Source organism: Streptomyces sp. Q2 (assembly GCF_056820935.1).
In genome coordinates, this window is the sequence record NZ_JBXEJE010000029.1 from 19,119 (window position 1) to 40,982 (window position 21,864).

Below are 21,864 nucleotides of genomic sequence, written 5' to 3' on the forward strand. Positions count from 1 at the left end.
TGAAGCTCTTGTGGAGGAGATGACGAGCATAAGGCCGTCACCGGCACTTATGGTGCGGAATTCTCGATTCCGTTTGTGCAGGTTGTGCTCAGCCGCGCCCCACGTACGGCATCGTCGTCGCCAGTACCGTCGCGAACTGCACGTTCGCCGCCAGTGGCAGCTCCGCCATGTGCCGCACGGTCCGCGCGACATCGGCGACGTCCATCACCGGCTCGGGCGCCATTTCCCCGTTGGCCTGGAGGGCGCCGGTCCGCATGCGCTCGGTCATGTCGGTCGCCGCGTTGCCGATGTCGATCTGCCCGACCGCGATGCCGTACGGCCGCCCGTCGAGGGACAGCGCCTTGGTCAGCCCCGTCAGCGCGTGCTTGGTCGCGGTGTAGGCGACGGAGTGCGGCCGGGGTGTGTGCGCCGAGATGGAGCCGTTGTTGATGATCCGGCCGCCCCGCGGGTCCTGCTCCTTCATCTGCCGGTACGCGGCCTGAGCGCACAGGAACGCCCCGTTGAGGTTGGTGTCCACCACGTGCCGCCAGGCGTCGTACGGCAGTTCCTCGACGGGCACCCCGCCCGGCCCGAAGGTCCCCGCGTTGTTGAACAGCAGGTCGACGCGCCCGAAGCGGTCCACGGTGGCGGCGAACAGCGCGGCCACGTCGTCCGGCCGTGACACATCCGTGCGTACGGCGATCGAAGCCGCCTCGGCGCCCTCGGTGCCGCCGGGCGCCAGTGCCGCCGTCCCCTCCAGTGTCTCCGGTCGCCGGCCCGCCAGCGCGACCGACCAGCCCGCGCGCAGCAGCTCCACGGCGACCGCGCGGCCGATGCCGGAGCCGGCGCCGGTCACCACCGCGATCCTCGAATCCTTCGCAGTTCGCATGGCATTCATGGGCCCGCAGCGTACGGGAGGGGCTGGACGGGGTCCGCGGTACGGAACTCATCCGTCCGCCATCTGAGTGTTGTGTACGTGCCAACCGGACGTCGTTCCCGGCCACTCCAATGGCTCCTGCACTCATCAGTCAGGGGAGGACCGGATGACACTCGACACCCGCCCGTCACAGCACGCCCCCGAACTCCGCGCCGTCGCCCGCCATGTGAACCGCCGCCGCTTCCTGACCGCCACCGGCGCCGCCGCCGCGCTCGCGTTCTCCGTGAACCTGCCCGCCGCCGGCGCGGCGAGCGCCGCCGAGCTCGACGCCGCGAAGATCACCGAGAACCCCTTCACCCTCGGCGTCGGATCGGGCGACCCGCTGCCCGACTCCGTGCTCCTGTGGACCCGGCTCGCCCCCGCCCCGTACCAGCCCGACGGCGGCCTCCCGGCCGAACGCGTCCTGGTCCACTGGGAGGTGGCCCACGACGAGCGGTTCCGCCGGATCGTCAGACGCGGCACGGCCGTGGCACACCCCGAGTTCCACCACACCGTCCACGCCGAGGTCACCCACCTCGGCTCCGACCGCGTCTTCCACTACCGCTTCCGCGCGGGCAGTTGGATCAGCCCCGTCGGCCGCACCCGCACCGCACCGGCCCCCGGCAGCCGCACCTCGGCGCTCACCTTCGCCGCCGTCTCCTGCCAGGCGTACACCGACGGCTACTTCACCCCGTACGGCCATCTCGCCGCCGAGGACGTCGACGTGGTCTTCCACCTCGGGGACTACCTGTACGAGTACGCGGTCAACTCGGTGGGCGGCTACCGCAACCACACCGACCGCACCCTCCCCGCGGTGTTCAACCGCGAGACGGTCACCCTGGAGGACTACCGCCTGCGCTACGCCCTCTACAAGTCCGACCCGGACCTGATGGCCGCGCACGCCGCGCACCCCTTCGTCGTCACCTGGGACGACCACGAGACCGAGAACAACTACGCCGACGAGACCCCCGAGAACAGCGTCCCGCCGGAGGAGTTCCTGCTGCGCCGCGCCGCCGCCTACCGTGCCTACTGGGAGAACCAGCCGCTGCGCCGCCCGCAGCAGCCCGCGGGACCCGACATGCGGCTCTACCGGCGTCTGCACTGGGGCCGGCTCGCCCAGTTCGACATCCTCGACACCCGCCAGTACCGCTCCGACCAGGCCTACGGCGACGGCCTCGACCTGCCCGGCCCCGAGATCGACGACCCGGCGCGCACGATGACCGGCGAGACCCAGGAGCGGTGGCTGCTCGACGGCTGGCGCGACTCACGCGCCCTGTGGAACGTCGTACCGCAGCAGGTGAACTTCTCGCAGCGCAAGCTCGATCTGACGGATCCGGCACGGCTGTCGATGGACGCCTGGGACGGCTACCGGGCCTCCCGCCGCCGGATCCTCGACGGGGCCAAGGCGGCCGGCATCGACAACCTGATGGTCCTCACCGGTGACGTGCACGTCGCGTACGCCTACGACATCAAGGACGACTTCGACGACCCCGCCTCCCGCACCCTCGGCACCGAGATCGTCGGATCGTCGATCTCCAGCGGCCGGGACGGCGCCGACAAGCCCTCCACCTGGGACACGTACACCCGGGCCAACCCGCACATGAAGTTCTACAACGGGCTGCGCGGCTACGTGACCGTCGAGCTGGGCCGCGAGCGGGCCCGGGCCGACTTCAGGAGCGTGCCGTACGTGACCAGGCCCGGGGCGCCGATCGCGACGGCCGCGTCCTTCGTGACCCAGGTGGGGGAGCAGGGGCTCACGCCGGCGTGAGCCCGGCCACCTGGTTCGCCGGGTCCTCCCCGGGATAGCGGACGCCGACGCGGTCCCGTATCGCGTCGAGCGTCCGCATCACGGCAAGGGTGCCGTCGAGCGGGACGAGCGGGGACTCGGTCTCGCCGGCCCGCACGGCGCGCATGACCTCCAGGGCCTCGTGCCGGAGGCTGCCCCGGGGACCGTCCGCCGGGTCGGCGGCGAACTCCTCCGGGTCGCGGCCGTCGCGGTGCAGCACGAAACGGTCGGTGTGGAAGAAGCCGTACGGGATGTCGATGCGGCCCAGCGAGCCCGTGACGGACGCGGTGGTGGCCGTACCGCCGATGACGGAACAGTGCACCGAGGCGAGCGCGCCGCCGTCCCAGGAGAGCAGCGCGCTCGTCTGCAGGTCGACGCCCTCGTCGGACAGCGTGGCGCGTGCCGCGATGTCCGACGGCTCGCCGAGCAGCAGGTGGGCGAAGGACACCGGGTAGACGCCGAGGTCGAGCAGCGCGCCGCCGCCCTGCTGCGGGTCACGCAGCCGGTGGGTGGGCGGGAAGGGGCCGGCGAGGCCGAAGTCGGCGTGCACACTGCGTACCTCGCCGATCGCGCCGTCCCGGACCAGGTCGGCCAGGCGCCGGATCAGCGGGTTGCAGTACATCCACATGGCCTCCATCAGGAAGCTGCCGCGCTTCCTCGCCAGCGCGACCAGTTCCTCGGCCTCGCGCGCGTTCAGCGTGAACGCCTTCTCGCACAGCACGTTCCGCCCGGCCTCCAGGCACAGGCCCGCGGCCGCGCGGTGTGCCGAGTGCGGGGTGGCGACGTACACGACGTCGACGTCCTCGTCCTGGGCGAGGGCGTCCCAGCCGCCGTACGCGCGCGCGATCCCGAACCGCTCCGCGAACGCCTTCGCCGACTCCTCGGTCCGCGAGGCCACCGCCACGACCTCCGCGTCCGGCAGATCCACCAGGTCAGCGGTGAACGCCGCCGCGATCCCGCCCGTCGCCAGGATCCCCCAGCGCACCTTCTGCTCCGTCATCCCGGCCCCACCCTCGCTTTACCGCACCTCGTCACTCTGTACGAGCTGAGAGCATAGGCGGCGGATCACTCGGAGAGGGAGGGGCACATGCCCGAGCACGGGGCGTCGACACCGGACACGTCACAGGCAGCCGTACCCGGCACGGGCACCCCGGTCCGGGCGGTGCGCCGCACCGGCCTGCTCGTCACCTTCGTCCTCGGCGGCCTCACCGCCACACCCCCGCTGGCGATGGACATGTACCTCCCCGCGCTCCCGGCGGTCACCGACTCCCTGCACGCGCCCGCCGCCACCGTCCAGCTCACCCTCACCGCCTGCCTGGTCGGCATGGCGCTCGGCCAGATAGTGGTCGGCCCGATGAGCGACAAGTGGGGCCGCCGACGGCCCCTGCTCGTCGGACTGGTCATCTACGTCGCCGCCACCGCCGTCTGCGCCTTCGCGCCCACCGTCGAAATGCTGGTCGCCTTCCGGCTGGCCCAGGGCCTCGCCGGCGCGGCCGGGATTGTGATCGCGCGGGCCGTCGTACGGGACATGTACGACGGCGTGGCCATGGCCCGCTTCTTCTCCAACCTCATGCTGATCTCCGGGGTCGCCCCGATCGTGGCGCCGCTCGTCGGCGGCCAGATCCTGCGGGTGACGGACTGGCGGGGGGTGTTCGTGGTGCTGACGGTCATCGGGGCCGCGCTCACCGTCCTGGTGTGGCTGCGGCTGCCCGAGACCCTGGCACCGGCCGACCGGCACGGCGGCGGCTTCGGCGAGGCCGTGCGCTCCATGCGCACCCTGCTCGCCGACCGTGTCTTCTCGGGCTACGTCCTCACCGGCAGCTTCGCCTTCGTCGTCGTCTTCGCCTACATCTCGGCGTCGCCGTTCGTCATCCAGGAGATCTACGGCGCCTCCCCGCAGACCTTCAGCCTGCTGTTCGGCGTCAACTCCGTCGGCCTGGTGATCACCGGCCAGATCAACGGAAAGCTGCTGGTCGGCCGGGTCAGTCTCGACAAGGTGCTCGCCGTCGGCCTCGTCCTGCTCGGCGTCGCCGCGACCGCGCTGCTGCTGATGTCGGCGGGCGTCTTCGGCGAGGTGGGGCTCGCGCCGATCGCCGCCGGACTGTTCCTGGTGATGTCCGCGATCGCCCTGACCATGCCCAACGCCCAGGCACTCGCCCTGATGCGCGTCGAGCACTCGGCCGGCGCCGCCTCCGCGCTGCTCGGCACCTCCTCCTTCCTCGTCGGCGCGGTCGCGGCACCGCTGGTCGGCATCGCCGGCGAGGACACCGCCGTACCGATGGCGCTCGTCCAACTGGGTGCCGTACTGGTGGCGGGCGCCTGCTTCGTGGTTATGTGCCGTCCTTGGAACAGACGTGCGAGCACGGAGGGAGTGGAGAGCTGAGCGCGCCGAAACTGCGCAGCGACACCCCGGAACGAGCCGGGCTCGACCCCGAGGAACTCGGACACCTCGCCCAGCACGTCCACGACCTCACCGCCGGCGAGCGCCCCTGGGCGGCGGGTGCCGTCGTGGTCGCCGGGCGCGGCCCGGTGATCGCCGTGGAGGAGGCGGCGGGCTGGGCCGTCCGGTACGCCTCCTACGACCCCGCGACGGACCAGGGCGTGGAACTGCCGCCCCAGGCACGCGTCCCGATGACCGTCGACACCCCCTTCGACCTGGCCTCCCTCACCAAACTGTTCACGTCGGTCGCGGCCGTCCAGCAGATCGAGAGGGGCACGCTCGGCATCGACGCGCGCGTCGGCGCCTACCTCCCGGACTTCCGGGCGGCCGCCGAGCACGGCATCACCGTACGAGAGCTGCTCACCCACACCTCCGGCCTACGGCCCGACCTCCCCCTGTACGAACGCGCCGACGACGCGGAACGCCTGGCGATGCTGCGGGCTGAGCCCCCGATGGGCGTGCCCGGCACCTACACCTACTCCGACCTGAACCTGCTCCTGCTCCAGCACGTCCTGGAACGCATCACCGGCCGCACCCTCGACGTCCTCGTCCACGACGGCATCACCCGCCCCCTCGGCATGACGTCCACCTCCTTCGGCCCGAGCCCCGGCGCGGCCGCCACCGAGGACCAGCGCCGGCCGTGGGCCAAGGCGGACCGGGGCATGCTGCGGGGCGTGGTCCACGACGAGACCGCCGGGGCGGTGGGCGGCGTGGCCGGCCCCGCGGGCCGGGTCTCGACCGGCCGGGACCGCGCCCGCTGCTGCCGCGCGGGACTGGCGGGCGGGGCGGAACGCCCCCCCCCCCGCCCCCCAGACCCGCGCGGCAGAAGCGGGCGTGGCCCCGGCCGGTCGAGACCAGGCCCGCGTGGCCGGCCACGCGGGCCTGTTCTCGACCGGCCGGGACCTCGCCGTCTTCTGCCGCGCGTTACTGGCGGGCGGGGCGTACGGCCCCGCCCGCATCCTCGGCCCGGACTTCGTGGAACTGATGCTGACCCCGCCCGGCCTGGGCTTCGCCCTCGACCAGCCCTGGTTCATGGGGGAGCTGGCGGGAAGGGGAGCGGCGGGCCACACCGGCTTCACCGGAACCTCGCTGGTGATGGACCAGGCGACGGACACGTTCCTGGTGCTGCTCGCGAACACGGTCCATCCCCGAAGACGGCCGCCGGACAGCAGACCGCGGGCCAGGGCGGCGACGTGGGTGGCGAGGGCGGTGCGGGAGACGTAGGCGGGCGCCTTCGTATCCGGCCCACCGAGTGGGGTGGGGGACGGGCACAGGCCGGGGTCCAGGGGCGGAGCCCGCTGGCGGGGCTCTGGGGCGGACCCCCCGCAGGACCTGCGACCACACGCGGCGCCCATAGAATTGCCGGGTGAACGCCCCCGCACCCCCGGCCGCCGAAACCCTCCGCTCCGCCCTCGCCGACCTCCTCGACGGGCTTCCGCCCCGGCAGGCCGCGCAGGCAGTCGACCGGCTGATCGCCAACTACCGGGGCGCCACCCCCACCAACGCCCCCATCCTCCGCGACCGCGCCGACGTGGTCGCCTACGCCGCCTACCGGATGCCCGCCACCTTCGAGGCCGTGCACTCCGCACTGGAGGCGTTCGCGCAGGCCGCCCCCGACTGGGCCCCCGGCAGCCACATCGACGTCGGCGGCGGCACCGGTGCCGCGACCTGGGCCGTCAGCGCGACCTGGCCCGGCGAGCGCCCCGTCACCGTCCTCGACTGGGCCGAACCCGCGCTCGCCCTCGGCCGGGAGGTCGCCGCCACCAACCCGGCGCTGCGCGCCGTGAACTGGCAGCGCGCCCGCATCGGCTCGGCGCTCGCCCTCGACAGCACCGACCTGGTCACCGTGTCGTACGTCCTGAACGAGCTCACCGCTCCCGACCGCGTCGCCCTCGTGGACGCCGCCGCGAACGCCGCGCAGGCCGTCGTCATCGTCGAAGCCGGCACCCCCGGCGGCTACGCCCGGGTCATCGAGGCCCGCGACCGGCTGATCGCCGCCGGCTTCCGGGTGGCGGCGCCCTGTCCGCACAGCGCGGCCTGCCCCATCGTCCCGGGTGAGGACTGGTGCCACTTCTCGGCCCGGGTCAGCCGGTCCTCCCTCCACCGTCAGGTCAAGGGCGGGTCCCTTCCCTACGAGGACGAGAAGTTCGCGTACGTCGCGGCCGCCCGTTTCCCCGCTGCTCCGGCGCCCTCCCGCGTCGTGCGGCGGCCGCAGATCCGCAAGGGTCAGGTGCTCCTCGATCTGTGCGAGCCCGAGGAGCGACTGACCCGCCGCACGATCACCAAGCGCCACGGCGATCTGTACAAGGCGGCCCGCGACACGGACTGGGGCGATGCCTGGCCGCCGTGAGGTTTCCTCGCCCCCGCCGCCCCTTCCCGTTCCCGTCCCTGAGGGCTGCGCCCTCAGACCTCCACGTCGCGCTGAAAATTCAGCCCCTCCGGCGTTTGAGGGGCGGGGTCTGGGGCGGCGCCCCAGAAAGACGGGGACGGGAAGGGGCGGCGGGGGCGAGGCAAACCCGCCCGACCGACGAGACGTCCCGTCTCACCTGCCTGCTACCGTCGGCACATGGTCAAGCAGCCCGCCCCCGACACCACCCGCCGCAGCGAGAGATCCCGCCGCGCCATCTACGACGCCGCCATCGCCCTCGTCGCCGAGGTCGGCTACCCCAGGACCACCATCGAGGGCATCGCCGCCCGCGCCGGCGTCGGCAAGCAGACGATCTACCGGTGGTGGTCGTCGAAGGCGGACGTCCTGCTGGAGGCGTTCCTCGACCTGAGCGAACAGGCGGCGCGGGAGGCGGACCCGCAGGACGTGTACGCCATCCCGGACACCGGCGACCTCGCCGCCGACCTGAAGGCCGTACTCCGGGCCACCGTCGACCAGCTCAAGGACCCCCGGTTCGAAGCACCGTCCCGCGCCCTGGCCGCCGAGGGCGTGGTCGACGAGCAACTCGGCCGGGTCATGGTCGGCAAGCTCCTCGAACCGTCGCTCCAGCTGTACGTGGACCGTCTGCGCGCCGCGCAGGAGGCAGGCCAGGTCCGTCAGGAGATCGACCCCCGCATCGCCCTCGAACTCTTCGTCTCACCGCTGGCGCAGCGCTGGCTGCAGTACACCGGCCCGATCTCGTACGACTACACCGACACCCTCGTCGACTACGCCCTCCACGGACTCGCGCCCAGGTGAGCCCGTCGGGCGGGCCGCCGTGCCAGCCGCCCCGGCGCGTCCGTGATGATCCCGTCGCAGCCCAGCGCGAGTGCCCGGTCCCGCTCGGCGGGCGTGAGCACGGTGTGCGCCCAGACGCGGGGGATGCCGGAGCGCACCGCCCGCAGGAGGTCGGCGTCCCGCGCCCGGTGGTCGACGTCGAGCAGGTCGACGTAGGAGCGCCAGCGCTCGGGACGGTCCCGCCGCAGCTGCCCGGCCGTGCGCCACAGCTGGGAGAGCAGGCCCAGGCGATGGGTCCGCCGGGCCACCTCGGGATCGTTGGAGTTGACGAAGACCGAGCGGGTCAGGCCCCGGGCGCGGATCATCCCGGCCAGCCCGTCGAGGCCGCGCGGGTCCTTCGCCTCCAGCATCAGCACGATCCGCCCGCCGAGGCGGTCCAGTACCTCGGCCACCGTCGGCGGGCGCTCGGAGCGCCAGCTCCCCGGCAGTGACGCCCGCGGCCGCAGCCGCACCCCCTGCCACTCCGGCGCGTTCAGCCCGCGCACCTCACCGCCGAGGAACGTCGTGCGGTTCAGGGTGCGGTCGTGCAGGACGACGAGCGTGCCGTCGCGCAGCATCTGTGTGTCCAGGTCCAGCACCTGTGCCGTGCCGCGCCGGTAGGCCGCCATCAGCCCCGACATGCTGTTCTCGGGCACCTCACGGGCACCGCCGCGATGAGCGACGTACGTCACGGGGGGCAACGAGTCCACGGTCAGCGGCCCGGCGCCCCACTCCAGCGGGGCCGTCGGCCCCGTGAGTGTCAGCGAGATCAGGGAGGCGACGGAGGCCAGACCGGTCAACGCGATCCATGTGACCATGCCGACCACGGTAGGTGGGTAAATCGTGGCAAAGCGTGCAATGACACTCGATCTCGGTGACGGCCCGTCTCGCCCCAGCCATCCCTGTTGTCGGCTCCGGCCCCCCCGAAGCGCAGGAAAGTGGGACCATAGGGCATGCTGTTCCGCACGACAGCGAGGCGAGGGGATAGATGAGCGCGGAGTTCGGCGGTCGCACCGGCCGGCAGGGCAAAATCTCCCAATGGCTGCGTGGACGCCGCCCGAAGGAGGCCGTCGGGGACGACGGCCGTGAGGCCCTGCTGCTCGCTGCCGCCGGAGCGGGGCTGCCGCTGGCGCCCGCCGCGTATCCCGCCCCCGGCTACGGCTGTTCCTGCGACCGCGTCGGCTGTCCCACCCCGGCCCGGCACCCCGTGTCGTTCGCCTGGCAGACCCAGTCGACCACCGACCGCGGACAGATCGAACGCTGGGCCCGGCACCAGCCGCAGGCCAACTTCATCACCGCGACCGGCATGGTGCACGACGTCCTGGACGTGCCGCTGGAGGTCGGAAGGGAAGCGCTGGAGCGGCTGCTCGACGCCGGCATCGACGTCGGCCCGGTCGCCGAGAGCGGCGGCGACCGCCTGCTCTTCTTCACCCTCACCCGCGGCACCCCCGAGGACGAGGACGAGTGGTGGCCGTGCGAGCTGGACTGCCACCCCGAGACGATGGACGAGCACCCCGGCCTGCGCTGGCACTGCCGCGGCTCCTACGTCCTCGTCCCGCCCGCCCGGCTCCCCGGTGACGACCGGTCCGTGTACTGGATCCGCGGCCTGGAGCACCCGCTGCCCGACCCGCTGACCCTCCTGGAAGTCCTCACCGACGCCTGCGCCCGCTACATCGGCGAGGAATCCGACCACGTCAACTCGGCCTGGCCCACGCGCCGCTGAGCCCCGCGCCCGCCAAGGGACCGCCGCAAGGGCCCGCCATATTCAGGCCGCCGGCCGGCGCGTTCGAGACACGTAACCTGCTCTACCGCCCGGGCGTACTCATCGGACACGGCGCGAACACCGGCACCGGTGCCGGGGGCACCGCCGACGCGCCCGACCACGGCACCGTCGGCGGCACCCGGCCCGCCTGATCCGCACCCGCTTCGCCGAGCCGGACACGGCGGCCGCTTGCCGTGGCCTGGTGGGACCGGCCGGCCGGGCACATCACCTAGCACGTGCGCACGGTCATGCCGGGCGGCGTCGACGCCCTGGAAGCCGCCGCCCCGAAGCCGGCGCAGGCCCCCGGCCGGTCCTACTCGCCCTCGGCCGACGTCAGCCCCTGGATCCGGCCCAGCACCGCCACCTTCTGGTCCCCCGAGCCCTTCGGCGGATCCAGCGCCACCTCGTTGGAGACGAACTGCATGGTGAGCGACTGCTTGATCTCACCGGTGGTCAGGGCGAGGACGTCCTTGTTGGGCGTCGGGACCGACGTGCCCTGCGCGGCCGTCTGCTTCTCGTAGTGGTGCGTGGTGAAGAACACCAGCGCCCCGCCGTCCTTCGTACGCAGCGCCAGCGGCGCGTAGTCGCCGCTGGTCATGGGCTCGTCGATGTACTGGGTGACCAGGCCCGGCTTCTTCGCGTTCTTCGCGCGGGCCGCACGCCACTGGTCGGTGTTCAGGCCGTCGGCGAAGCCGTCCCCGCCGCTCTTGAGGTACGAGGTGTAGTCCTTGCTCAGGTCACCGGGCGCGACGGCCACGTCGGTCGAGTTCGCGGGCACGGCCTCGGCGAAGCCGTCCGCGTCCTGCTTGAACTCCGGCACCTTCTCCGGCGCGAGCAGCGTCAGATACGCCACCTGCCACGGCTCGTCGAGGCCGCCGCGCGTGAACACGAGGAGCCAGCGCGAGGTGCCGCCCTTGTTGCCGGCCGCGTCGGCGACGAACCAGCGCGGCCAGCCCGCCTTCTTCGGGATCGTGTACTTCGCGTCCGTCAGCGTCAGCGGGGTGTGCGTCGGGTTGCCGTCCGGGTTGTTCGCGGCGCCCGCCTTCAGCCTGGCCCGGTCGATGTCCTCCAGGGCGCCGGTGACGAAGTCGGCGTCCAGGGAACTGTCGTACTCCTTGTCGGCCTCGTTGTACGCGTTCGTGAACTGCTGGAGTGCCTTGGCGGCCTCCGCCCGCGTGGCCGCGGGGAGCACCTCCTGCTCCCCGTGCACCACCATGCATCCGCTCGCCGTCAGCGACAAAGCGGTCACTGAGACTGCTATCAGTGCGCTCCGGTCAAGACTGCGGAGCCTTCGAGGGCCGCGATCCTGGCTCATCAGGTTCCTTCACCTTCCCCTTCCCGGAGGCGAACCCTACCGGGGCGAGGAAAAGCGCGAGCGTCGGGACCAAGTACAGCAGCCACACCGTGACCTGAAGGACCGTCGGGTCGGGCTGGAAGTTGAAGACGCCCTTGAGGAGAGTGCCGTACCAGCTGTCCGGGGGGACGGTCCCGGTGATGTCGAAGGCCCGGTTGGTCAGGCCCGGCAGCCAGTCGGCCTCCTGGAGGTCGTGGAAGCCGTACGCCAGCACGCCCGCGGCCACCACGACCAGCATGCCGCCGGTCCAGGTGAAGAACTTGGCGAGGTTGATGCGCACCGCGCCCCGGTAGAACAGCCAGCCCAGGAACACCGCCGTCGCGATGCCCAGGGCGACGCCGAGCAGCGGGCGCGGGGTGCCGTCGCTCGCCGCGTGCACGGACGCCCACACGAACAGGGCGGTTTCCAGGCCCTCCCGGCCGACCGCGAGGAAGGCGGTGGCGACCAGGGCGCCGGTGCCCATCTGGAGGGCGGCGTCCAGCTTGCCGTGCAGCTCCGACTTCAAGTACCGGGCGGTGCGCCGCATCCAGAACACCATCCACGTCACCAGGCCCACCGCGAGGATCGACAGGGTGCCGCCGAGCGCCTCCTGCGCCTCGAACGTCAGCTCCTGGGAGCCGAACTCGAGCGCGCAGCCGAAGCCGAGGGCGAGGGCGACCGCGACGCCGATGCCGATCCAGATGGGCTTCAGCGCGTCCCGGCGGTCCGTCTTGACCAGGTAGGCGATGAGGATGCAGACGACGAGGCTGGCCTCCAGCCCCTCGCGCAGGCCGATCAGGTAGTTGGAGAACACGGCTCAGGCCTCCTCGGTCAGCAGGGTGCTGCCCCACCAGTCGTCCTTGCCGCGGACACCGGGCGGCACCGCGAACACCGCGGAACCCACGTGCTGGATGTACTCGTTGAGCGCGTCCGTGGCCAGGTTGCGCTGGACCTGGACGAAGCCCTTGCGGACGTCCCGCTGGTAGGCCAGGAAGAACAGGCCGGCGTCGAGGCGGCCGAGACCGTCCGTGCCGTCGGTGAAGGAGTAGCCGCGGCGCAGGAGGGTCGCCCCGTGGTTGGAGTCGGGGTGCGCGAGCCGCACGTGCGCGTCGGGCTTCATCGCCTTCAGGAACGGCTTGTCGCGTTCCTTGGCCTTGCCGACCGGGGCGCCCTCGCCCTTGTCGCGGCCGAAGATGTCCTCCTGCTCCTGCAGCGAGGTGCGGTCCCAGGTCTCGATGTGCATGCGGATGCGGCGGGCGACGAGATAGGAGCCGCCGGCCATCCAGTCGGGCCCGTCCTTCGGGTCCACCCAGACGAACTTCTTCAGCCGGTCGGCCTCCGTGCCCGCGATGTTGCGGGTGCCGTCCTTGAAGCCCATCAGGTTGCGCGGAGTCTGCGCGTCGGGCGTGGTGGAGGAGGTCTTGCCGAAGCCGAGCTGCGACCAGCGGATGACGACCTTGCCGAAGCCGATTCGGGCGAGGTTGCGGATCGCGTGCACGGCGACCTGGGGGTCGTCCGCGCACGCCTGGATGCACAGGTCGCCGCCGCTGCGGTTCTTGTCGAGGTTGTCGCCGGCGAACTTGGGCAGGTCGATCAGGGCTTCGGGACGCTTGCCCTGGAGCCCGAACTTCTCGAACAGCGACGGTCCGAACCCGATCGTCAGCGTCAGCCGCGACGGCTTCAGCCCCAGCGCCTCGCCCGTGTCGTCCGGCGGGGCCTCGGCGAGACCGCCGTACGCGCCCTCGCCGACCGCGTGCCCGGCGGTCATCCTCCGCGCGGCCTCGGTCCAGTCCTTCAGCATCTGCACGAAGGCGGCGCGGTCGTCGGTGGTCACGTCGAACGCGGCGAAGTGCAGCCGGTCCTGCACGGGTGTCGAGATGCCGGCCTGATGGGTGCCGTGGAAGGCGATCGGGGCGCCCGTCGAGGCGCCGGCCGGGTCCGCGTCGTCGGCGAAGTCGGCGGCACCGGTCATCGCGACCGTGCCGCCGGCCGCGACGGCACCGAGCGCGAGCCCGGCACCGCCCCAGCCGATCAGCGCGCGCCGGGAGGGAGCGGTGGCTTCTGCGGAGTTGTCCGTCATGAGCGTCCCTACTTCGCGACGACGGCGGCGGCGAGCTTGGACAGCGGCTCCGCGAGCGCGTTCACCGCGTCCGACAGCTCCTTCTGCTCGGCCTTGCTGACCTTGTCGTACGAGGTGAAGTCGTACGACGACGTGTTCGGCCGGTACTTGTCCAACCGCGTGTTCAGCGCGGCGAACTGCTTGTCCAGTTCGGTGACCAGCGCGGCGTCGTTCTCCGTGGCCACCGGCTTCAGCAGCTCGTACGACTTCTCCGCGCCCTCGACGTTGGCCTTGAAGTCGACGAGGTCGGTGTGCGAGTAGCGCTCCTCCTCGCCGGTGACCTTGCCGGTGGCGACCTCGTCGAGGAGTTCCTTGGCGCCGTTGGCCATGGACGTCGGGGTGATGTCGGCCTTGCCGACCCGCTTCTGCCAGTCCTTGAGGTCGGTGATCAGCTGGTCGGCGAGGGTCTTCTCCTCGGCGCCGATCTTCTTGTCCTGCCAGAGGGCCTTCTCCAGGCGGTGCCAGCCGGTGAACTCCTGGCCGTCCTCCAGGCCGTCCGCGCGGACGTCGACCTTCGGGTCGATGTCGCCGAAGGACTCGGCGACCGGCTCGGTGCGCTCCCAGCCGATGCGGGAGGGCGCGTATGCCTTCTTGGCGGCCTCTATGTCGCCGTCCTTGACCGCCTTGGCGAAGGTCTCGGCGAGCGGCAGCGTCTCGTCGGCCTGCGCCTGCACGTACGCGCGGTAGGAGGCGACGGCCTTGTCGAGGCGCGGGTCACGCTTGGCGACCGTGCCGCCGGTGGCCTTGACGTCCTGGCGGATGCCCTTGCCCTTCATGCCGGGCTTGCAGGCGATCGTGTAGTCGCCGGCCTTCACCTCGGCGGTGACCCGCTGCTTGGTGCCGGGGCCGATGTTCTCGCGCTCGGTCACGATCCGGTCGTCCGGGAACAGGACGTAGACCTCGGTGACCTTGGAGCCCTTGTTCTCGATCGCGAGCTCGACGTGCCCGGCCGGGAACTCCTTCTTCGACACCTCGCACTTGTCGTCCGTCGCCGTCACCTCGATGACCCGGTCGCCGGTCCCCGAACTGCCCTTCTCGGTGCAGCCGGTGACGGCGGCGAGCGTCGCCGCGGTGGCGACAGCTGTGAGAGCGGAGATTCTGACGGCTCGCATGCGGGCTCCAAGGAATGGCCGAAAAATACGCGTGACGCGCCTCACATAAGGTGAGGCTCGCCTAACGTACCTAAGGTTTTCCTGTGTCCGACCCCTTCAAGCGGTGATTCAGCTCTCATGGACGCTGTATGAGCACGGACTGATCACGGTGGCCAAAAGTGGATCTCAGGAGGAGGTCAAGTTCCGGTCAAGCATCGCGGCGCCGGGTCACCAGAACCTCCCCCGTGCGCGGATGCGGAAGCACCTCGACGGGCTGGTCGTAGACCTCCGTCAGCAGCCGGTCGGAGAACACCTCTGTCGGCGGGCCCTCGGCGGCCACCCGGCCGGCGTGCAGGATCGCGACCCGGTGCGCGCAGGCCGCCGCGAGCCCCAGGTCGTGCAGGACGACCACCACGGCGTCCCCGGCCCGCGCCCGCTCCCGGAGGAGAGGCGCGCGCTGGGCGAGCACCCTGGCCGGGCGACCCGGGCCCACTCGCCCCCGCTGAGCGCGGAGACGGCCGTACGGCCAAGTCGGTCACCTCGGTCGCGGCCATCGCCCGGCCACGACCGCGTCGTCGTCCCGCGTGCCGAGCGCCGCCCAGGGCGCCCGGCCCATGCGGACGACCTCCTCGACCCGGAAGGGGAAGGGCAGCGCCGCCGACTGGGGCGGCACGGCCCGGCGCAGGTCGAGTTGGGGTGCGGACCAGTCGGTCGCCGGGCGGCCGTGGACGCGTACGACCCCCGTGGCGGGCGGCAGATCGGCGGCCAGGGCGCCCAACAGCGTCGAGTTACCGGCTCCGTCGGGACCGAGGAGGGCGAGCACCTCGCCCGCCCGGACGGTCACGGACACCACGCGCGGGACATCGCGGTGACCGAGGCGGAAACGCAGGTCCTCGGCCTCGGCCAGGACGTCTCCCGACCGGATGGGAGCGGGCGGTACGGGGCGGGGACGCACCCGTTTCATGCCGGTCCGCCGCTCAAGGCACAATGCCCCGCGTGACTGACTACGACGTGCTCCGTGTCTTCTGCGGAGCGAACGGCGGATACGGCAACGAGCTCGGCGTCGTCCGCGAGGGCTCCCTGCTGCCGGACCCGGACGAACGGCAGGCGTTCGCCGGGAAACTGGGCTTCAGCGAGACCGTCTTCGTGGACGACCCCGAGCGCGGCGTCATCGACATCTACACGCCCACCCTGCGCCTGCCCTTCGCCGGCCACCCCTGCGTCGGCACGGCCTGGCTGCTCGACGTGCCCGAACTGGTCACGCCGGCCGGGGTGGTGGGCACCCGACTGGACGGCGAGTTCAGCTGGATCGAGGCGCAGTCGCAGTGGGTCCCCCCGCGCACGCTGCGCCAGTACGCCACGGCGGCGGAGGTCGACGACCTGTCGGTGCCGCCGAAGGGGGAGTGGATCTACGCCTGGGCCTGGGAGGACGAGGCGGCCGGCCGCGTCCGCGCCCGCGCCTTCCCGGGCCGCGACGACGGCATCGAGGAGGACGAGGCGACGGGCGCGGCGGCGCTCCTGCTCACCGACCGGCTGGGCCGCGCCCTGAACATCACGCAGGGCGCGGGCTCGCAGATCCTCACGGCTCCGCAGCCGGGGGGCTGGGTGGAGGTCGGCGGGCGGGTGTTCCTGGAGCGCTGACCGTCAGGCGCTCAGCGGAAACTCGTCCCCGAGGGCCCGGAGCACCTCGATGTTCAGTGCGAACGCCCTCCGGCACTCCGCGACGATCCGCTGCTTCTCCAGGTCGTCCGCGCGGACGGCGTCCAGCAGCTCGCGGTAACCCCGCTTGAACGCGGCCGGGTTGGAGATCTCCTCGAAGACGTAGAAACGGACGCCGTCCCCCTTCTTCGCGAAGCCCCAGGTCTTCTCCGCCTTGTCGCGGATGATCTGACCGCCGGACAGGTCGCCGAGGTAGCGCGTGTAGTGGTGGGCGATGTAACCGGCCGACCACTGCTCGACGCACTCCCGCACCCGCTCCACGTACGCGCCCGTCGCCGGCAGCGCGGACATCCGCGCCCGCCAGTCCGGGCCGCGCAGATGCGCCAGGTCCCGCTCCAGCGCGGTCAGCCGGAACAGCTCGGGCTGGACGAACGGCCCCGCCACCGGGTCCGACGCCAGCTTCTCGGCGCCGCTCTCCAGTGCCTCGTACACGAACCACAGCTGCTCGGTGTACCGCGCGTACGCGTCGACGCCGAGGCCGCCGCCGAGCAGGTCGCTGATGAACGTCGAGGTGTTCGCCTCTTCGTGCTGCTCGTGGGAGGCGGTGCGGATGACTGTCGAGAAGGAGTCCATGGCCCCGATTTTCTGTGGTTAGGGTAACCTAAGTCAATGCTTTTGCCGACTCTCTGTCGGTAAGACCGTACCCGTGAAACCCGGGGCCCACATGCGGAAAGCCCGCCCTCCGAAGAGGGCGGGCTCGGGCGAACGGCGGAGGTGTGGCAGGGCCGCGAGGGGCACGGCAGGGCGGCAGCGGCCCTACGGCAGGGTCAGGATCTCCGCTCCCGTCTCCGTCACCACCAGCGTGTGCTCGAACTGGGCCGTGCGCTTGCGGTCCTTCGTCACGACCGTCCACCCGTCGTCCCACATGTCGTACTCGTGGGTCCCGAGCGTCAGCATCGGCTCGATCGTGAACGTCATGCCGGGCTGGATCACGGTCGTGGCGTGCGGGCTGTCGTAGTGCGGGATGATCAGCCCGGAGTGGAACGACGAGTTGATCCCGTGGCCGGTGAAGTCCCGCACCACCCCGTACCCGAACCTCTTCGCGTACGACTCGATGACCCGACCGATGATGTTGATCTGCCGGCCCGGCTTGACCGCCTTGATCGCGCGCTCCAGGGACTCCCGGGTCCGCTCCACCAGCAGCCGGCTCTCCTCGTCGACGTCCCCGACGAGGTACGTCGCGTTGTTGTCGCCGTGCACCCCGCCGATGTACGCCGTCACGTCCAGGTTGACGATGTCGCCGTCGGCCAGGACCGTCGAGTCCGGGATGCCGTGGCAGATGACCTCGTTGACGGACGTGCACAGGGACTTGGGGAAGCCGCGGTAACCCAGCGTCGACGGATAGGCGCCGTGGTCACACATGTAGTCGTGCGCCACCTTGTCCAGCTCGTCGGTGGTGACACCCGGCGCGATCAGCTTCGCGGCCTCCGCCATCGCCCGAGCGGCGATCCGGCCGGCGCGGCGCATCGCCTCGATCGTCTCGGGCGTCTGCACCTCCGGGCCGGTGTACGGCGTCGGCGCGGGCTTGCCGACGTACTCGGGGCGGCGGATGTTTCCGGGCACGGAACGGATGGGGGACAGCTCCCCTGGGACGAGCAGCGACTGGCCAGACATGCCGACGAGTCTATCCAGCGCCCATGGGGGAACATGTCGGTGGCGAGAGGAGCTGGTCATGGCCCTGTTCAAGAAGCGGACGGTCGGCAAACCGGGCGAGTGGTACTACTGCCTGCAGCACAAGAAGGTCGAGGAGGGGCCGGAGTGCCCCGCCAAGGACCGGTTCGGGCCGTACGCCACCCGCAAGGAGGCCGAGCAGGCGATGGAGACGGCCCGCGAGCGCAACCTCGAATGGGAGAACGACCCCAAGTGGCACGACGCCCCAGCCGCGAGCCGGGACGACGACTGATCGGACCCGGTCCCGGTCGCCAGCTCGAGTCCGAGCCGGATCACGATCCCGAGTCGGTGCCTGTGCCGGTGCGGCTGACGCGCTTGCTCGCGCAGCCGCACCACCGCACCACCGCACCACGCACACCCGCCCGCCCGGCCGGTGGAGGTCACCAGCGGGCGGGGGGCGGTGCCGTGAGTTCGTCCGCCAGCCTGGAGAGGCGGTCGCGCAGGCGGCGGCGACCCCGCGGCGTCGGCAGCAGGTTCTCGCCGGCCGCCGCGCTCACCAGGTGCTGCACGCTGTCCAGGTCCAGTTCCGCCCCGTCGGGCACGGCCAGCGACTCGTGTGCCATCGCCGTCAACTCGCCCCCGCCGTCACCCAGCGCCAGCACCGTCGCCCCGGCCCGCCGGGCGTCGTGCACCCGCTCCAGCAACGGAGCGCCCGGCCCCTGAGGGGACACCACCAGCAAGGTCTCGCCCCGCCGGGCCGCGGACAGCCGCCCGGGTCCGACCGACAGATGGGCGGGGTCGGACGCGCGCGCGTCGTGCCGTACGAGAGTCGGGGCCAGCTCCGGCGTCCCCGACCACGCGGCCTCGTCCACCAGGTGGGCCGCGAGATGCCACGGCTCGTACTCCGCCGTGCCGACGAGCAGCAGCCCGCCCCCGTGCGACACCACGGACCCCCGCAATGCCCCCGCGAACCGCCGCGTGGCCCCCAACCACTCGGTCCCGGCGAGCACTTCGCGCAGCAACGCGACCCTTACGGCATCCATGCGACCGCATCCTGCCGCAACCGGCGCCCCACGGCCCCCCGGTTCACCCCATATTCGCCCAACTTGGGCCAGGCGCGAGGCTTGCTGCCCGGCCGGCGTGCTCCGGTTCCGGCCACGACCGTCCTCGTACCACCCGCGTACCACTGTCACCGGCCGTGACCCCGCCCACCTGAGCCTTCGCCGTGCGGGAGGCGCACGTAAAGTCGGCCCATGACCTCTACCGACAGTGCACAGAAGGCCCCCGCCAAGGACCCCTGGGACCTCCCCGACGTCTCCGGACTCGTCGTCGGCGTGCTCGGCGGCACCGGCCCGCAGGGCAAGGGCCTCGCCTACCGGCTCGCCAAGGCCGGCCAGAAGGTGATCATCGGCTCGCGCGCCGCGGACCGCGCCCAGGCCGCCGCCGAGGAGCTCGGGCACGGCGTCGAGGGCGCCGACAACGCCGAGACCGCCCGGCGCAGCGACATCGTGATCGTCGCCGTGCCGTGGGACGGCCACGGCAAGACCCTGGAGTCGCTGCGCGAGGAGCTGGCGGGAAAGCTCGTCGTGGACTGCGTCAACCCGCTCGGCTTCGACAAGCAGGGCGCGTACGCGCTGAAGCCGGAGGAGGGCAGTGCCGCCGAGCAGGCCGCCGCCCTGCTGCCGGACTCACGGGTGACGGCCGCCTTCCACCACCTGTCGGCGGTCCTGCTCCAGGACCCCGAGGTCGCCGAGATCGACACCGACGTGATGGTGCTGGGCGAGGTCCGCGCCGACGTCGAGATCGTCCAGGCGCTGGCCGGCCGGATCCCCGGCATGCGCGGCATCTTCGCCGGGCGACTGCGGGGCGCCCACCAGGTGGAGTCGCTGGTCGCCAACCTGATCTCCGTCAACCGCCGGTACAAGGCGCACGCGGGACTCCGTATCACCGACGTGTGAGGGCACGGAGGGCATGGGGGACACTGTCCGGTACAGCAGCGCAGTGTCCCGCATGCCCCCCGACAGGAGACTCACCCCATGCCCCGCCTCGCCCTCTACGCCCTCGTCGTCTGCGTCCTCGCCGTGGCCGCGGCGGTCGTCTCCTTCGTCCAGGGCAACTTCCTGGGGATCGTGTGGGTGCTCCTGGCGGGACTGTCGTCCAACATGTGCTGGTACTACGTGAAGCGCGAGAAGGTCCGCAGGTCCGTCACTGGCTGATCTGGCAGAACTCGTTCGTGCCCCGCCAGAAGCGGAACAGCTCCTGCCCGCAATAGGTGTCGAAGTCGCTGATCCCGAGGCTCTTGAGGATCGAGTCGACCACGTCGAAGAACACGCCGTTGACCGCCGGCAGCCACAGCAGCGCGAACACGAACAGCAGACCGAAGGGCGCGAACGGCTCCACCTGGCGCTTGAGGTTGTACGACAGCCAGGGCTCGATGATCCCGTAGCCGTCCAGGCCCGGAACCGGCAGGAAGTTCAGGATCGCGGCGGTGACCTGCAGCAGGGCGAGGAAGGCGAGGGCGAACCGGAAGTCGCGCGGCACGCCGTCCAGGGCGTCCAGCCAGAACGGGGCCGTGCACACGATCGCGAACAGGACGTTCGTCAGCGGACCGGCCGCCGAGATCAGACTGTGCCGCCAGCGGCCCTGGATCCGGCCTCGCTCGATGAAGACGGCACCGCCGGGAAGACCGATCCCGCCCATGATCACGAATATCACGGGGAGCACGATGCTCAGCAGGGCGTGCGTGTACTTCAACGGGTTCAGCGTGAGATAGCCCTTCGCGCCGACCGAGATGTCGCCGCTGTGCAGGGCGGTGCGCGCGTGCGCGTACTCGTGCAGACACAGGGAGACGATCCACGCGGCCGTCACGAACAGGAACACCGAGAAACCGGGCTGTTCGGCGAACCCGGTCCAGGTGGCCCAGCCGGTCACCGCCGTCACGGCGAGGATCCCGACGAAGACGGGACTGACCCGCCGGTCGCTGTGGCGGGTCGTGGCGGTGGTCATGGGGCTCCCTGGCCTCTCGTGCACGCGGTGGGACTGCCCGACCGTACCGGGCGCACGGGGAAAACGTCTCGCGGTCCCCTGAGGGTTCCGGGGAAGGTGGACCCATGGGGCTCTGGCATGTGTTCTACCCGGACTGGCAGATGGAGTGCTGCGGTACGCCGTTCTCGCTGGGCGAGGAGGTGACCTGGCCGCTGCTGCTCACAGACGCCGACGAGGTGCTGGGCGGCGGCTGGCACGACCAGCTCAGCAGGATCGTCGGTCCGGTGGCGGACGTGCGGGGCGAAGAGGGCGCCGTGCGGGTGGTGCGGGAGGAGACGGGCCTGCTGGTCGCACTGCAACGGCATTCCGTCGATCTCGGGGCCGCAGAGGGCCTCGACGAGGGGGAGCCGCGGCCGGGGGACCGGATCCGCTCGGTCGGTCTCCTCACGGTCGAGAACCACGGGAGCGCCGGACTCCCCGACGTCCGGGGCCGGGTACGGGCGATCCAGGTGGTGACCCAGGGCTTCGCCGAGCCCACGCCGGGCTCGGGAACGTGGCAGCCGGTGCCCGGGGAGCGCTCGCTGCGGTCGGTGGACACGTGCCCCAAGTGGTTCGGCGGCGACCGAAGCCGCTCCGACGCCGGCGCCATGGTGACCCTGGAGGTCCAGGGCACGGACTCGCCGCTGTCGCACGCCGTCCGCGAGGCGTGCGGAATCCCCCACCAGGGCGCGGCCCCCGGCGCGGAGACCGCGGGCATCCCGGCGGAGGCGCTGGCGGCCTTGCTGGCCACGTTCAGCAGGGGGGCGGGACCGAGAGGGGGCTGAGCGTGGCCCTCGCGTCTCCGGCGGTCGCCCGTTTCGGTGGGGCGCGGGCTGCGGGCCGGGATGGCCCTCTGGAGGCTGCCCCCTTCCGCGGGGCGCG

General features: G+C 71.9%; 21 protein-coding genes and 3 pseudogenes. 12 read left to right on the forward strand and 12 right to left on the reverse strand.

Features of this window, described 5'->3' with window-relative positions; genetic code table 11:
* Window positions 1-88 precede the first annotated feature (88 nt).
* The gene (locus tag ACWBNA_RS30045; RefSeq protein WP_482707651.1) at window positions 89-877 is read right to left on the reverse strand and encodes an SDR family oxidoreductase; all 789 of its coding nucleotides are present in this window, start codon (window positions 875-877) and stop codon (window positions 89-91) included.
* A gap of 145 nt (window positions 878-1,022) precedes the next feature.
* Here ACWBNA_RS30045 and ACWBNA_RS30050 point away from each other — a divergent pair, with 145 nt between their 5' ends.
* A complete protein-coding gene (locus ACWBNA_RS30050) occupies window positions 1,023-2,663 on the forward strand; it encodes an alkaline phosphatase D family protein (RefSeq protein ID WP_482707652.1) in 1,641 nt (546 codons plus the stop codon).
* Here ACWBNA_RS30050 and ACWBNA_RS30055 read toward each other — a convergent pair.
* Window positions 2,650-3,681, reverse strand: coding sequence for a Gfo/Idh/MocA family protein (locus ACWBNA_RS30055; protein ID WP_482707653.1), 1,032 nt, complete (start codon window positions 3,679-3,681; stop codon window positions 2,650-2,652). The genes ACWBNA_RS30050 and ACWBNA_RS30055 overlap by 14 nt on opposite strands.
* 87 nt (window positions 3,682-3,768) lie before the next feature.
* Here ACWBNA_RS30055 and ACWBNA_RS30060 point away from each other — a divergent pair, with 87 nt between their 5' ends.
* The 5 genes and pseudogenes from ACWBNA_RS30060 (at window position 3,769) to ACWBNA_RS30080 (ending at window position 8,305) form a co-directional block, all read left to right on the forward strand.
* Window positions 3,769-5,064, forward strand: a complete 1,296-nt coding sequence (locus ACWBNA_RS30060) for a multidrug effflux MFS transporter (RefSeq protein ID WP_482707654.1) — start codon at window positions 3,769-3,771, stop codon at window positions 5,062-5,064.
* Window positions 5,016-5,831, forward strand: a pseudogene (locus tag ACWBNA_RS30065) (serine hydrolase domain-containing protein); the annotation flags it as partial. The gene ACWBNA_RS30060 and the pseudogene ACWBNA_RS30065, both read left to right, overlap by 49 nt.
* Window positions 5,832-5,934: 103 nt before the next feature.
* Window positions 5,935-6,345 (forward strand): annotated as a pseudogene (locus ACWBNA_RS30070) (serine hydrolase); the annotation flags it as partial.
* Between the two features lie 142 nt (window positions 6,346-6,487).
* Entirely contained in the window at window positions 6,488-7,471 is a 984-nt protein-coding gene (locus ACWBNA_RS30075; protein ID WP_482707655.1) for a small ribosomal subunit Rsm22 family protein, read from the forward strand.
* Window positions 7,472-7,687: 216 nt separating this feature from the next.
* Window positions 7,688-8,305 (forward strand): TetR/AcrR family transcriptional regulator, encoded by a 618-nt coding sequence (locus ACWBNA_RS30080; protein WP_482707656.1) that lies wholly within the window; start codon window positions 7,688-7,690, stop codon window positions 8,303-8,305.
* On the opposite strand, the gene ACWBNA_RS30085 is transcribed toward ACWBNA_RS30080, so the two are convergent.
* On the reverse strand, window positions 8,275-9,141 hold the full coding sequence (locus tag ACWBNA_RS30085; protein ID WP_482707657.1) for a glycerophosphodiester phosphodiesterase: 867 nt from the start codon (window positions 9,139-9,141) through the stop codon (window positions 8,275-8,277). The genes ACWBNA_RS30080 and ACWBNA_RS30085 overlap by 31 nt on opposite strands.
* Window positions 9,142-9,311: 170 nt before the next feature.
* On the opposite strand from ACWBNA_RS30085, the gene ACWBNA_RS30090 reads away from it, so the two are divergent.
* A complete protein-coding gene (locus ACWBNA_RS30090) occupies window positions 9,312-10,046 on the forward strand; it encodes a bifunctional DNA primase/polymerase (protein WP_482707658.1) in 735 nt (244 codons plus the stop codon).
* A gap of 352 nt (window positions 10,047-10,398) precedes the next feature.
* Here ACWBNA_RS30090 and ACWBNA_RS30095 read toward each other — a convergent pair whose 3' ends face one another.
* The 5 genes and pseudogenes from ACWBNA_RS30095 to ACWBNA_RS30115 all read right to left on the reverse strand — a co-directional run bounded on the left by ACWBNA_RS30095 (window position 10,399) and on the right by ACWBNA_RS30115 (window position 15,592).
* Window positions 10,399-11,400 (reverse strand): SCO2278 family lipoprotein, encoded by a 1,002-nt coding sequence (locus ACWBNA_RS30095; protein WP_482707659.1) that lies wholly within the window; start codon window positions 11,398-11,400, stop codon window positions 10,399-10,401.
* On the reverse strand, window positions 11,360-12,232 hold the full coding sequence (efeU, locus tag ACWBNA_RS30100; RefSeq protein ID WP_482707660.1) for an iron uptake transporter permease EfeU: 873 nt from the start codon (window positions 12,230-12,232) through the stop codon (window positions 11,360-11,362). The genes ACWBNA_RS30095 and efeU overlap by 41 nt, the downstream gene beginning before the upstream one ends.
* A 3-nt stretch (window positions 12,233-12,235) precedes the next feature.
* Complete coding sequence (efeB, locus tag ACWBNA_RS30105; protein ID WP_482707661.1) at window positions 12,236-13,498, reverse strand: iron uptake transporter deferrochelatase/peroxidase subunit; 1,263 nt, start codon at window positions 13,496-13,498, stop codon at window positions 12,236-12,238.
* A gap of 8 nt (window positions 13,499-13,506) precedes the next feature.
* Window positions 13,507-14,649 carry an iron uptake system protein EfeO gene (gene efeO / locus ACWBNA_RS30110; RefSeq protein WP_482707662.1) on the reverse strand — a complete coding sequence of 381 codons (1,143 nt, stop codon included), beginning with the start codon at window positions 14,647-14,649 and terminating at the stop codon, window positions 13,507-13,509.
* 187 nt (window positions 14,650-14,836) lie between these two features.
* Window positions 14,837-15,592 (reverse strand): annotated as a pseudogene (locus ACWBNA_RS30115) (ATP-binding cassette domain-containing protein).
* A gap of 32 nt (window positions 15,593-15,624) precedes the next feature.
* On the opposite strand from ACWBNA_RS30115, the gene ACWBNA_RS30120 reads away from it, so the two are divergent.
* Window positions 15,625-16,269, forward strand: a complete 645-nt coding sequence (locus tag ACWBNA_RS30120; protein ID WP_482707663.1) for a PhzF family phenazine biosynthesis protein — start codon at window positions 15,625-15,627, stop codon at window positions 16,267-16,269.
* A 3-nt stretch (window positions 16,270-16,272) separates the two neighbouring features.
* Here the strand turns inward: ACWBNA_RS30120 and ACWBNA_RS30125 are convergent, their stop codons facing one another.
* Window positions 16,273-16,920: a biliverdin-producing heme oxygenase gene (locus ACWBNA_RS30125; protein WP_482707664.1), complete on the reverse strand. Its 648-nt coding sequence runs from the start codon at window positions 16,918-16,920 to the stop codon at window positions 16,273-16,275.
* Between the two features lie 183 nt (window positions 16,921-17,103).
* A complete protein-coding gene (gene map, locus ACWBNA_RS30130; protein WP_482707665.1) occupies window positions 17,104-17,961 on the reverse strand; it encodes a type I methionyl aminopeptidase in 858 nt (285 codons plus the stop codon).
* A gap of 58 nt (window positions 17,962-18,019) precedes the next feature.
* Here map and ACWBNA_RS30135 point away from each other — a divergent pair, with 58 nt between their 5' ends.
* Window positions 18,020-18,250 carry a hypothetical protein gene (locus ACWBNA_RS30135; RefSeq protein ID WP_482707666.1) on the forward strand — a complete coding sequence of 77 codons (231 nt, stop codon included), beginning with the start codon at window positions 18,020-18,022 and terminating at the stop codon, window positions 18,248-18,250.
* A gap of 148 nt (window positions 18,251-18,398) precedes the next feature.
* Here the strand turns inward: ACWBNA_RS30135 and ACWBNA_RS30140 are convergent, their stop codons facing one another.
* Window positions 18,399-19,001, reverse strand: a complete 603-nt coding sequence (locus ACWBNA_RS30140; RefSeq protein ID WP_482707667.1) for a phosphoheptose isomerase family protein — start codon at window positions 18,999-19,001, stop codon at window positions 18,399-18,401.
* Window positions 19,002-19,211: 210 nt separating this feature from the next.
* Here ACWBNA_RS30140 and npdG point away from each other — a divergent pair, with 210 nt between their 5' ends.
* Together npdG and ACWBNA_RS30150 are read left to right on the forward strand one after the other, a co-directional pair.
* Window positions 19,212-19,916, forward strand: coding sequence for an NADPH-dependent F420 reductase (npdG, locus tag ACWBNA_RS30145; RefSeq protein ID WP_482707668.1), 705 nt, complete (start codon window positions 19,212-19,214; stop codon window positions 19,914-19,916).
* Between the two features lie 78 nt (window positions 19,917-19,994).
* On the forward strand, window positions 19,995-20,174 hold the full coding sequence (locus ACWBNA_RS30150; RefSeq protein WP_482707669.1) for a hypothetical protein: 180 nt from the start codon (window positions 19,995-19,997) through the stop codon (window positions 20,172-20,174).
* Here ACWBNA_RS30150 and ACWBNA_RS30155 read toward each other — a convergent pair.
* On the reverse strand, window positions 20,164-20,964 hold the full coding sequence (locus ACWBNA_RS30155; RefSeq protein ID WP_482707670.1) for a site-2 protease family protein: 801 nt from the start codon (window positions 20,962-20,964) through the stop codon (window positions 20,164-20,166). The genes ACWBNA_RS30150 and ACWBNA_RS30155 overlap by 11 nt on opposite strands.
* Window positions 20,965-21,068: 104 nt before the next feature.
* Between ACWBNA_RS30155 and ACWBNA_RS30160 the strand changes: the two genes are divergently transcribed.
* A complete protein-coding gene (locus ACWBNA_RS30160) occupies window positions 21,069-21,767 on the forward strand; it encodes a DUF6578 domain-containing protein (RefSeq protein WP_482707671.1) in 699 nt (232 codons plus the stop codon).
* Window positions 21,768-21,864: the final 97 nt, after the last annotated feature.